The organism is Burkholderia sp. AU4i, assembly GCF_000466765.1.
Classification (GTDB): Bacteria; Pseudomonadota; Gammaproteobacteria; order Burkholderiales; family Burkholderiaceae; genus Burkholderia; species Burkholderia cepacia.
Genome location: NZ_ASSI01000223.1, coordinates 1 through 11,780, shown reverse-complemented (window position 1 = coordinate 11,780; position 11,780 = coordinate 1). Strand labels below are relative to the sequence as shown.

10 protein-coding genes are annotated in these 11,780 nt (G+C 68.7%); 4 read left to right on the top strand and 6 right to left on the bottom strand.

The features are described from left to right. Positions 1 to 1,406, bottom strand: a 1,406-nt coding sequence (locus L810_RS37390; protein WP_042977852.1) for a CoA-acylating methylmalonate-semialdehyde dehydrogenase, incomplete at its 3' end; no start/stop codon positions are given. A 115-nt stretch (positions 1,407 to 1,521) separates the two neighbouring features. Further along, the gene (locus L810_RS37385; RefSeq protein WP_021163346.1) at positions 1,522 to 2,841 is read right to left on the bottom strand and encodes an MFS transporter; all 1,320 of its coding nucleotides are present in this window, start codon (positions 2,839 to 2,841) and stop codon (positions 1,522 to 1,524) included. Between the two features lie 156 nt (positions 2,842 to 2,997). Here L810_RS37385 and L810_RS37380 point away from each other — a divergent pair, with 156 nt between their 5' ends. The 3 genes from L810_RS37380 (at position 2,998) to L810_RS37370 (ending at position 5,396) form a co-directional block, all read left to right on the top strand. After that, complete coding sequence (locus L810_RS37380; protein WP_021163344.1) at positions 2,998 to 3,957, top strand: LysR family transcriptional regulator; 960 nt, start codon at positions 2,998 to 3,000, stop codon at positions 3,955 to 3,957. A 90-nt stretch (positions 3,958 to 4,047) separates the two neighbouring features. Beyond that, positions 4,048 to 4,839 (top strand): hypothetical protein, encoded by a 792-nt coding sequence (locus tag L810_RS37375; protein WP_021163343.1) that lies wholly within the window; start codon positions 4,048 to 4,050, stop codon positions 4,837 to 4,839. Between the two features lie 59 nt (positions 4,840 to 4,898). Continuing rightward, on the top strand, positions 4,899 to 5,396 hold the full coding sequence (locus L810_RS37370) for an SRPBCC family protein (RefSeq protein WP_021163341.1): 498 nt from the start codon (positions 4,899 to 4,901) through the stop codon (positions 5,394 to 5,396). On the opposite strand, the gene L810_RS37365 is transcribed toward L810_RS37370, so the two are convergent. Next, the gene (locus tag L810_RS37365) at positions 5,393 to 6,403 is read right to left on the bottom strand and encodes a hypothetical protein (protein ID WP_257009028.1); all 1,011 of its coding nucleotides are present in this window, start codon (positions 6,401 to 6,403) and stop codon (positions 5,393 to 5,395) included. The two genes, L810_RS37370 and L810_RS37365, sit on opposite strands and share 4 nt — an antisense overlap. Positions 6,404 to 6,458: 55 nt before the next feature. Then, positions 6,459 to 7,181 (bottom strand): haloacid dehalogenase type II, encoded by a 723-nt coding sequence (locus L810_RS37360; protein ID WP_021163339.1) that lies wholly within the window; start codon positions 7,179 to 7,181, stop codon positions 6,459 to 6,461. Positions 7,182 to 7,777: 596 nt separating this feature from the next. On the opposite strand from L810_RS37360, the gene L810_RS37355 reads away from it, so the two are divergent. Beyond that, the gene (locus L810_RS37355) at positions 7,778 to 10,027 is read left to right on the top strand and encodes a putative bifunctional diguanylate cyclase/phosphodiesterase (protein ID WP_021163337.1); all 2,250 of its coding nucleotides are present in this window, start codon (positions 7,778 to 7,780) and stop codon (positions 10,025 to 10,027) included. Between the two features lie 34 nt (positions 10,028 to 10,061). Here L810_RS37355 and L810_RS37350 read toward each other — a convergent pair whose 3' ends face one another. Continuing rightward, positions 10,062 to 11,129 (bottom strand): response regulator, encoded by a 1,068-nt coding sequence (locus L810_RS37350; RefSeq protein ID WP_042977849.1) that lies wholly within the window; start codon positions 11,127 to 11,129, stop codon positions 10,062 to 10,064. Between the two features lie 55 nt (positions 11,130 to 11,184). Continuing rightward, a partial coding sequence (locus L810_RS37345; RefSeq protein ID WP_042977845.1) for a chemotaxis protein CheB occupies positions 11,185 to 11,780 on the bottom strand: 596 nt, incomplete at its 5' end.

Here is an 11,780-nt window from a genome sequence, read left to right as displayed (position 1 = left end):
TCGCCGAGCTTCGAGCCGCGCGAACCCGTGAAGCTGAAGTAGGGCACCGGCACCGGAATCGGGATGTTGATGCCGACCTGGCCGATGTCGATCTCGCTCTGGAACTTGCGTGCCGCCGCGCCGCTCTGCGTGAACAGCCCCACGCCGTTGCCCATCGGGTTGCGGTTGACGAGCGCAATTGCGTCGTCAAGCGTGTCGGCTTCGAGCACGACCACCACCGGCCCGAAGATTTCTTCCGTATAGATCGACATGTCGGTCGTCACACCCGAGAAGATCGTCGGGCCGACGAAGTTGCCCTGCTCGTAGCCGGGCACCTTCACGTTGCGGCCATCGAGTTCGAGCTTCGCGCCGGCCTTCACGCCCTCGTCGATCAGCGCGGTGATGCGCGCATGCGCGGCCTTCGACACGACCGGCCCGACATCGGTACCCGGTTCGTGGCCCGCGTTGACCTTCAGCGCCTTCGCTTTCTCGACGAGCTCGGGCAGCCAGTCGCGCGCCGTGCCGACCAGCACGACGACCGACGTCGCCATGCAGCGCTGGCCGGCCGCGCCGAAGCCCGCGCCGACGAGCGCGTTGATCGTCTGCTCGCGGTGCGCGTCGGGCAATACGACCGCGTGGTTCTTCGCGCCCATCATCGACTGCACGCGCTTGCCGTGCTGGCTGCCGAGGTTGTACACGTGCGTGCCGACGCGCGTCGAGCCGACGAACGAGATCGCCTTGATGTCCGGGTGCGTGCAGAGGCGGTCGACCACCGTCTTGCCGCCGTGCACGACGTTCAGCACGCCCTGCGGCACGCCGGCCTCGATCGCGAGTTCGACGAGCTGCATCGTCGACAGCGGGTCCTGCTCCGACGGCTTCAGCACGAACGTGTTGCCGCAGACGATCGCCATCGGGAACATCCACAACGGGATCATCCCGGGGAAGTTGAACGGCGTGATGCCCGCGCACACGCCGATCGGCTGGCGCAGCGTGTAGGTATCGACGCCGCCGGCCACGTTCTCCGCGAATTCACCTTGCTGCAGCGTGCCGATCGAGCACGCGTGCTCGACGACTTCGAGGCCGCGGAAGATGTCGCCCTGCGCATCGGGCAGCGTCTTGCCCTGCTCGGCCGTCAGCGTGTGCGCGATCCGTTCGAGATTGCGGCGCACGAGATCCTGGAACTTCAGCATGATGCGCAGGCGCGCGCCGATCGGCGTCGTCTTCCACGTCTGGAACGCGCGCTGCGCGGACGCGATCGCGGCGTCGACCTCGTCGAGCGTCGCATACGGCACGCGGCCGATCACTTCCTGCGTCGCGGGGTTGACGATGTCGCCCCATTCGGCGCTTCGCGATTCGACGAACGTGCCGTCGATCAGCAGCTTGGCGGTGGGCAGGGCGAGGGTGGTCTGGGGAACTGCGGCGTTCATGGGACTCTCCGGGAAACGGGGTAATGACAAACAAGGCGGCCCGTATCTGCCGCCGCGCATGCGCGCACGGCGGACGGCAGGACGAACTGGAATCGATCGGATGCCGCCGGCGTGCTCACGCGCGCGCCGGCCGCATCAACGCGGTACACACGAGCGCGAACACGCCGAAGCCGACGAGGTAGGCGATCACGTAATGCGGCTGGCCGCCGCCGGCCTTCAGCAGCGACGTCGCGATCATCGGCGCGAAGCCGCCGCCGATCACGCCGGCCAGCTGCACCGACAGCGAGATGCCGCTGTAGCGGATCTCCGCCGGGAACTGCTGCGCGAACAGCAGCGATTCCGGCGCATAGAGAATCGGGAACACGACGCCGAGGCCGAGCACGATCGCCCACCACGCGGTCGACGTCTGCTGCGTGCCGAGCATCAGGAAGAACGGCGCGGCGAACGCGCACATCAGCACGAGGCCGATCGCGAACATCCGGCGCTGGCCGATGCGGTCGCTGAGATGGCCGCACAGCGGCATCGTGACGAGCGACAGCGCGGCGCCGGCCGTGATCGCGTGCAGCATCTCGGCCTTCGGCAGATGCAGCTGCTGCGTCGCGTAGGCGAGCGCGAACGTGACGACCATGTAGAACCAGGTGTTCTCGGCGGCGCGTGCGCCGACGATCGTCAGCACCTCGCGCGGATGGCGGCGCAGCGCGGCCGTCACCGGCGATTTCTCGGCCTTGCCCTGGCGCTGCATCTTCTCGAAGTCGGGCGACTCGGGCACCTTCGCGCGGATGAACCAGCCGAGGCCGACGAGCGCGATGCTCGCGAGGAACGGCACGCGCCAGCCCCACGACAGCATGTCGGCTTCCGGCAGCGCGGCCACCGCGGCCATCGCGACCGACGACAGGATCAGGCCGAGCCCGACGCCCGTCTGCGGCAGGCTGCCGAACAGCCCCTTGCGGCCCTTCGGCGCGTGTTCGACGGCCATCAGCACCGCGCCGCCCCATTCGCCGCCCACCGCCATCCCCTGCAGGAACCGCATCCCGATCAGCAGGGCGGCGGCCCAGTAGCCGATGCTGTCGTACGACGGGATCAGCCCGATGATCATGCTCGGCACGCCCATCAGCAGCAGCGTGATCATCAGCATCGACTTGCGGCCGATGCGGTCGCCGAAGTGGCCGAACACGATGCCGCCCATCGGCCGCCCGATGAAGCCGACCGCGAACGTGCCGAACGCGGCGAGCGTGCCGACGACGGGGTCCAGCGACGGGAAGAAGATGCGGTTGAACACGAGCGCGGCCGCCGTGCCGTAGAGGAAGAAGTCGTACCACTCGATCGTGGTGCCGGCCATGCTGGCCCAGCCGGCCAGCAGGTGGTGCTTCGCGGTGCGCTCGGGCGCAGGTGCCGCGACTGTCGCATGCTCATCGAGGGTGGATCGCGTCTGCATGGTGTCTCCGTGGTGGTGCCGCGGCTCGTGGTCCGCAGGTCACGGTCGAGTATAGTTATGCGCAGATTCATCATGTACCGATAAAGAAACCGGTTGGATGTGCATTTATGCATATCGACGGCCGGCCCGGAGACGCCAGCCCTTTTTCCCTCGCCGATGCGACATGCCACCGAGCCGGTTTCCGGCAACCTGAACTGGGACGACCTGCGCTTTTTCCTCGAAGTCGCGCGCACGCAGCGGGCGAGCGGCGCCGCGAAGCGGCTGGGGGTCGACTACACGACCGTCGCGCGGCGCATCCGTGCGCTCGAGGCGGCGATGGGCACGCTGCTGTTCGACAAGTCGCGCTCCGGCGGCTTCACGCTGACGGCCGAAGGCCAGCGGCTCGTCGCGTATGCGGATGCGATGGAGACGACCGTGCAGTCCGCATGCGACCAGGTCGCGAATACGGGCGAGGCGCTGTCGGGCCACGTGCGGATCGGGTCGACCGAAGGGTTCGGGTGCTTTTTCCTCGCGCCGCAGCTCGCGCAGTTTCGCGCCGAGCATCCGCACGTGACGGTCGACCTGCTGCCGGTGCCGCATTTCGTCAACCTGCCCAAGCGCGAGGCGGACCTCGCGATCACGCTCGAGCGGCCCGAGCGCGGGCCTTACGTGGTCACGAAGCTGTGCGATTACCAGTTGCGGCTCTACGCGACGCGCGACTATCTCGCGAACCATCCACCGATCACCTGCACCGACGATCTCGCGGAGCACGCGTTCATCAGCTACGTCGACGATCTCGCGTTCAGCAACGAACTGCTGTACCTGGACCGGGCGGTGCCGGGCGCGACGGCCGGGCTGCGCACGACGAGCGTGATCGCGCAGTATTTCGCGGCGTTGCAGGGCGGCGGGCTCGCGATCCTGCCGTGCTTCATGGCGGCCACGCAGCCGGCGCTGGTGCCCGTGCTGCCGGACGACGTGGTCGTCACGCGGTGCTTCTGGCTGACGTGCCGCGAGGATCTGCGCAAGCTGCGGCGCGTGACCGCGCTGTGGGATTACCTGCGCGCGGCGGCGGACGCGAATCGCGCGCTGCTGTCGGGCGAATCGGGGGCGCTGAGATTCGTCGGCGAGCCGGCCTGACGGGATGGCGGGCGGGGCGGTGACGAACGAGTTGATCTGAATTGAAAGAATGGCCGACGAAGATCCGGCCGCTTATCGGGGGAAATGCAGATGGCGTTGACGCAGGCGGGCAAGGTGTTCGTGGTCTGTGTGGCGGTATTCGGCGTGGCCGCGTACTGGCTCGCGTCGCGCGTGGTGCGCCGACAGACCGGCGGCAAGCGCGGGGCGGGCGGCGCGGTCGCCTTCTGGTGGCTCGTGTGCTTTTGCCTGGTGTCGCTGCTTTTCCCGTTCGCGTACTGGATCGGCGACGAACTCTACGCACTGGCGGTGTTGCCGAAATACGAGGCGACCGTCGTGTCCTACCAGTCCGAGTGGGACACCTGCGAGCGACGCGACAGCAGCGGGCGCACCGACCGATATCGGTGCATCAAGTACACGTCGATCCTGGAAGCCGTGATGCCGGATGGCGAGCGAGTCGTGCTGCCGGGCAACATCCGATCCGGCGGCGTGCCGGAGATCGGCGAGAAGATCGATGTCGTGTTGCCGGCCGGGGCCACCCAGCTGCATGAACGCAGTGTGCGCAGTGTCGGCCTGCTGGCCGGCGGCGCGCTGATGGTCGCGATCATCGGGTATTTCGTCTACCTGATCGCGGCGTATGGTGCGGGGAAGAACATCGACGGTGCGGCCCGATTCGGCGTGGCCGCGGTGATGAACGCGCTCGTGCCGCTCGGCGCGCTGCTGATGGAAATCGGGTTCCTGAGCGTGCCGTACCGCTACTGGGTGCGGGGGAATCCCGAACAGTGGCCGGTGTGGGTGCTGGCGCTTGGCCTGCTGTTCGCGCTGGCGCTGCTGCCGTTGCTGCTCGTCTACGCGCGAACCGCGTGGCGTGCGGTCGTGAAGTGACGAATGCGGCGGGGCGGTTGTGTCATCATGCCCGCACCGGCAACCGCCAGGAGACGGTCGTGGAAATTCATTCGCAGTGGACGTTCGATTGCCGGCCCGAGCATGTCTGGCCGCATTTCCTCCATGCCCGGATGGACGACACGCGGCCGTTGCTGTTCCGCCTCGGCGTGCCGAAGCCGGTCAGCTGCCGCGTGCTCGAAGGCGTGCCGGCCGTCGGCAACACGCGGCAATGCACGACCGATCGCGGCACCATCGATCAGCGCATCCTCGTGCTCGACGAGCATCGCCGGCTGCGTTACCGGATGGTGGCGTCGACGGTGTGGTGTCGCGACTGGGTCGGCCTGCTTGAGGACGAATTCACGCTGACACCAGTGGAAGGCGGCAGGACGCGCGTCGAACGGCGCACCGTGTTCAGCGCGCGTGGCCTCTTCAGGCCGGTTCGGCAGATCGGGTTGTGGCTCGCGTTGCAGCAGGCGCACCGGTATGCGGCCCGCAACTGGCGGCGTCTCGCGATGGCGGCGCAGGGGCGGGCGGGTGCGATGGAGACCGTGCGCTAGGGCTTGGGCGCGGGCGCGTAATAAATTTGCCCGACATCCGTGTCGCGTACCTGGCCGTTGCGTTCGGCCTCGGTGCGTGTATCCAGGAAATCGACCGTGCACAGATCCGGGCGGCCCAGCGCCTTCAGGATGCCCGACGTGCGCCACGCCGGCAGCCAGTCGGCCCACGACAACCGCACGCCCAGGAGCAGCGCGAGCATGACGCCGATCGCGGCCGGCCCGCCCAGCAGCATGGCCAGGTCGGCACCCAGGTTGGAAAAGCCGTCGTCGCCGGTCCAGAGCAGCAGGATCATGATCGGGATGACAAAGCAGTTCATGCCGATGAACATCCATTTCCACGCCAGCCAGAGGTCGTGCGTCAGGCCGGCCAGCCCTGTGTCGCTGCACGTGTGATCCATGACCGTGCGGCGCCGGTCCGGCGACGACAGCGCGAACAGGCGGCCACGGCGATCGACCACGGCAACCACGTCGTCGCCGACGTCGAAGCACTGCCCGCCGAGGAACCCGCGGTACGACTCGCCGCCGATTTCGATTTCGACCGGTAGCTTCGCGAACAGGATCTTGCCGTTCTTCCCCACGGTCACGAACGCGTTTGCCGACGCGAAGGTCCTGGTTTCGCGCAGGTTCGCGTACGACCACGTCGCCGGATGCTCGACCTTGTCGGCCGCGGCGTTCAACTCGGCCAGGACGAGATCCTCGTCGGCTTGCTGGAACACCAGGGCATTGGCCGCGGCCCCGTTGCCGGTGAGTGCCGCGAGGATCGGCACCACGGTGTGCGTGAACCAGTAGCCGAGCGATTTCTTGCGGGCTTCGGGGTCGACGGGCGGCACCTGACGGCTTCCGGCACTGCCCTGGTCGGGGCGCTCGAGAAAGCGCATCGCGGTCAGTTTGCCTTCGACAACACGCAGGGGTGACGACATGAGGGCCGGCGGCTGCAATGGGACAAGGTTTGCGGAGTCTACCAGTCGTCTGTCGGCGCGTTTGTCCTGCTTGACGCGCCGTTCCACCGGCGCCGCATCGCGGCCGCCAGTGCCACGCTCGCGCGCCCTGACCCGGAGGCCTTCAACCCGGGCAGCCCAGCCGGTCCGCGAGTTCGTTCAGGTCCTTGACGTCGAAATCCCACTGATCGGCGGCTCGCAGGTCGGTCGTCTGGCCGGGCCCGTGTTCGGTCGGCCGCAGCACGAACGCGGTCGACAGCCCCTGCCGGCGTGCGGCCGCGAGATCGCCGTTGTGCGCGGCGACCAGGCACAGCTCCGCCGGCTCGATGCCGAGAATCTCGACGGTATCGCTGTACACCTGCGGCGACGGCTTGTACGCGCGCACGACTTCCGCGCCGAGGATCGCATCCCACGGCAGCCCGGCGCGTTTCGCGACGTCGACCATCAGCCGGATGTTGCCGTTCGACAGCGGCGCGATGATGAAGCGTCGCTTCAGCCGCTGCAGCGCCGCGACGGCGTCGGGCCACGGGTCGAGGCTGTGCCACGCGAGGTTGAGCGCGTCGATGTCGGCGTCGGGCACGTCGACGATTCCGTAGCGGTCGAGCGTGCGGACGAGGTTCTCGCGGTGCAGGACGTCGAGCCGCACGTAGCGGCGGCGCCCGCTGCGGATTTCTTCCATCGACGGCGAATATTCGGCCCGCCACGCATCGGCGAATTCGAGCGGGTCGAGTGCGGGTGCATGGCGATCGAGGAACGCGGCGGCGCCGCGTGCGACGCCGCTTCTCCAGTCGACGATCGTTCCGAAGACATCGAAAACGAGCGCCTTGATTTCGGCAGGGTTCGTCATGGTGATCCTGTGAAGGTCAATCGATGAGGGTGCACATCGCCGTGCCGCGCGCGATGCGCGGCGCCGGAGCCATCGACATTGAATCACGGATGCGAAAACGCGGCCTGCCGGCCGCGATGCAGTCCGGCCGCGCCGGTACGGAGAAGCAGGGCAGCGACGCGCGCCGACGGCCGAGCGCGGCACCCGGAGCATGGCGGTCACGGCCGCGACCAACGCATCAAAGGCGATCACGCGCACGGATCCCGGCGCGGGCGATCGAACGCGAACGGAGCCGGGGCGCCGCCGCAAGCTGACGAATCACTTTCGAATACGGCCCGCACGGCGCGCGGCCTTGCCCGGAGCGGTCGCGCCGCGCGCAGGTCTTCCGGCGGACCGACTGCCGGCCGCACATGCCGCGTCGACCGCGTGTAACCCCTGATGCGCATGGACGCCCGGGTTGCCGCGGATTGGTGTTAAATGTATTTCGGCGCGCGTTGGCACCGCGTGCAATACGGGGCGCACCGGGCATCGGCGTATACCCGGAGCGAAAAACGGCACGAAGGATCGAAAACGAATCGGGCGCATCAGACCCGATCGGACAGACGGCAGGATTCATCTTGAATACCGAACCGCAAAGTTCTCGTTACAGTCTCGGGCTCGCGGCGGAAGTGCTCGCGTCCGAGCAAAGCGTGCTGAGGCTGATCACGCGCAACACACCGCTGCCGGAGCTGCTCGTCGAAGTCTGCCGGCGCGCCGAGGCTTTGCTCGGCGACGGTGCGTCGTGCACGATCCTGCTGCTCGATATCGACGGCGCGCACGTGCACGTCGGCGCCGCGCCGTCGCTGCCCCGGCAGTACAGCGCGGCGATCGAAGGCGCGACGATCGGGCCGGTGGCCGGCTCGTGCGGCACGGCGATGTACCTGCGCCGGATGGTCGTCGTCGAGGATATCGAAACCGATCCCCTGTGGGCCGACTATCGTGCGGTTGCGCTGCCGCTGGGCCTGCGCGCGTGCTGGTCGGTGCCGTTCCTCGACGACGCGGGCGCCGTGCTGGGCGCGTTCGCCGTCTATCACCGCATGCCGCGCCGGCCGAGCGATGAGGAAACCGAACTGCTGCGCGACATCGGCAACAGCGTCGGCCTCGCGGTGCACCAGGACCGGATCGCGCGACAGCTCGCGCGCAGCGAGGAACATCACCGGCTCGTGGTGAACAGCCTGAACGAAGGGATCCTCGTCGTGTCGCGCGATGGCGTCGTGGTCGCGAGCAACCCGAGTGCGAACCGGATGATGCGCGTGAAGGGCGACCTCGTCGGCCGCAGGCTGTCGACGGTGATCCTGCGCAAGCTGCGCGAGGACGGCACGCCGATCGCGCCCGACGACTGGCCGAGCCGGCGCGCGCTCGAAACGGCCACGCCGATGCTCGACTACACGGTCGGTTTCGGCCTGGCGGACGGCGACACCATCTGGGTGCGCGGCAACGCGGTGCCGATCGTGAAGCCCGGCGAAACGCAGGCCGACTCGGTGCTCGTCTCATTCAACGACATCGGCCCCGTGCGCGAGGCGCAGCAGCAGCTGCGCTACCTGGCGACGCGCGATGCGCTGACGGGCCTCTACAACCGCCGCTGGCTCGGCGATCGCATGCGCGAGCTGTTCGGCGGCCACGATGCGGCGGGCGGGCCCGCGCGCGTCGCGATCCTGTTCATCGATCTCGTCGGCTTCAAGAAGGTCAACGACACGGCCGGCCACGACGCGGGCGACGCGCTGCTGCGCAGCGTCGCGGCGCGGCTCGCGGCATGCGGAGGCGGGCAGCATGCGCTCACGCGCGTCGGCGGCGACGAGTTCGTGATCCTCGTCGACGACTGCGACGATCCCGACCGGCTCGCGGTGCTCGCGCGCGAGGTGATCGACGCGATCGCGAAGCCGTTCGCGATCGCGAACAACGAATACTGGCTCGGCGTGTCGATCGGGATCAGCGTCGCGCCGCGCGACGGCGACGATGCCGTCACGTTGATGCGCAATGCCGATTCCGCGATGTACGACGCGAAGCAGCGCGGCCGCAACCACTTCACGTTCTTCACCGCGCAGCTCAACCTGCGGCTGCAGCGCCGCTTCGCGATCGAGCAGTCGCTGCGGCGCGCGCTCGCGTCGGACATGCTGCGGCTCGCGTATCAGCCCGTCGTCGACGCGCGCAGCGGCCGCACCGTCGGCGCCGAGGCGCTGCTGCGCTGGACGAGCCCCGAGCTCGGGCCGATGTCGCCGGCGGAGTTCATTCCGGTCGCGGAAGATACGGGGCAGATCGTCGCGATCGGCCAGTGGGTGCTCGAAACCGCATGCCGGCAGGCGGCCGAATGGCGCCGCACGATCGCGCCCGACCTGGTGCTGGCCGTCAACCTGTCGCCGCGGCAGTTCCACGAAGGCCTCGTCGAGTCGGTCGATCGCTGCCTCGCGCAGACGCGGCTCGATCCGTCCGCGCTCGAGCTCGAGATTACAGAAGGACTGCTGATGAACGACACGGACACCGTGCTGCCGATGCTCGAGGCGCTCACGGACATGAACGTGCGCATCTCGGTCGACGATTTCGGCACCGGCTATTCGTCGCTCGCGTACCTGAAGCGCTTTCCGCTGCACAACCTGAAGGTCGACCGCTCGTTCGTGTCGGGCGTGCCCGATCATCACGATTCGGTGGCGATCACGCAGGCCGTCGTCGCGATGGCGCATTCGCTCGGGATGAAGGTCACGGCCGAAGGGGTCGAGACGCAGGCGCAGTCGCGGTTCCTGCAGCAGATCGGCTGCGACATGCAGCAGGGCTACCTGTTCAGCCGCCCGCTCGACCCGAGCGACTACGCACGCCGGTTCGGCGCCGCGTGAGCGAGGCGCCGAGCCGGCGTTCAGTGTTCAGCGTTCAGTCGGCGCGCGGCGCACCAAAGCCGCCGGGGACGGGCGGGGTCGGCGTCGCGTCGATCTCGACGCGGTTCTTGCCCTCGTGCTTCGCGCGATAGAGCGCGCGGTCGGCCGCTTCGATCAGCACGGTCGTCGGCAGGCCGGGCGTCGGCACGATGGTCGCGCCGCCGATGCTGATCGTCACGGTATTGCCCGTCGACGAATGCGCATGCCGTAGCCGCAGCGCCTCGATCGCGAGGCGGATCTTCTCGCCGAGCAGCCGCGCGGCACCCGGCGACGTGGCCGGCATCACGACCGCGAATTCCTCGCCGCCGAAACGCGCGGCGAGATCCCCCGACTGGCCGAGACAGCGCTCGATGGTCGACGCGATCTGCTTGAGCACGCTGTCGCCCGACACGTGGCCGTACGTGTCGTTGTACAGCTTGAAATTGTCGACGTCGATCATCAGCAGCGACAGCTCGCTGCGCTCGCGCGTGCCGCGCCGCCATTCGGCGGCGAGGTATTCGTCGAGATAGCGCCGGTTCGACAGCCCGGTGAGGCCGTCCGAATGCGTGAGGCGCCGCAGCTCGAGATTGGCTTCGAGCAACTGCTGCTGCGATTGCCGCAGCGCGCGATAGGCCTCGTCGCGCTGCAGCAGGTTCATGTACGAGCGCGAGTGGTAGCGCACGCGCGCGACGAGCTCGATGCGGTCGGGCAGCTTCACGAGGTAGTCGTTCGCGCCGGCCGCGAAGGCGGCGCTCTTGATCACGGGCTCTTCCTGCGTCGACAGCACGATGATCGGCACGTCGCGCGTCGCCGGATTCGTCCGGTACGCCTTCACGAGGCTCAGCCCGTCGGTGCCGGGCATCACGAGGTCCTGCAGGATCACGGTCGGCCGCGTCTCGATCGCGGTGGCCATCGCGTCGTCCGAACGCGGGCAATAGTGGAAATCGATGCCTTCCTCGTCGACGAGCGCGCGCCGCACGGCTTCCGCGACGATCGTCTGGTCGTCGACCAGCAGCACCATCGCCGGCACGTCGGCGGGCGGCACGTAGGGGCCGCCTGGCGGGCGAGTCGGGTCAATGGTCATGGTCGATGCGGGTTGTTGCGAAAGCAGGCATGGGTGTTGCGCGGGTTCATCGGGCTCAGATCCGCGCGAGCGCCGCCAGCTCGCCCGCGATGCGTCCGAGCGGCAGGATCGCGCGCGCCGCGCCGAGCGTCGCGGCCGCCTTCGGCATGCCGTAGACGGCGCTCGTCGCCTCGTCCTGCGCGATCGTATGGTAGCCCTTCATCCGCAGCGCCTTCAGGCCGATCGCGCCGTCGCGGCCCATCCCCGTGAGCAGCACGCCGATCACGCGGCCGGGCCAGTGCTCGGTCAGGCTGTTGAAGAACACGTCGACCGACGGGCGATACGGCGTGGCGGCCGGCTCGCGCGTGTATTCGAGCGTGCCGGCGCGCGTGATGCGCAGGTGGTCGTCGGTCGCGGCAAGCAGCGCGACGCCCGGCTGCGGGCGGTCGCCTTCGCGCGCGACGCGCACGGCGAGCGACGTCTGGCCGTCGAGCCATTGCGCCATGCCTTCGGCGAACGCGCGGTCGACGTGCTGCACGATCACGATCGGTGCGTTGAAATCGGCCGGCAGGCCGCCGAGGACCGACGCGAGCGCGCCGGGGCCGCCGGCCGACGCGCCGATCGCGATCAGCGGTCCGCCGCCGGTGCGCGGGGGCGTGCCGGCGAGGCGCG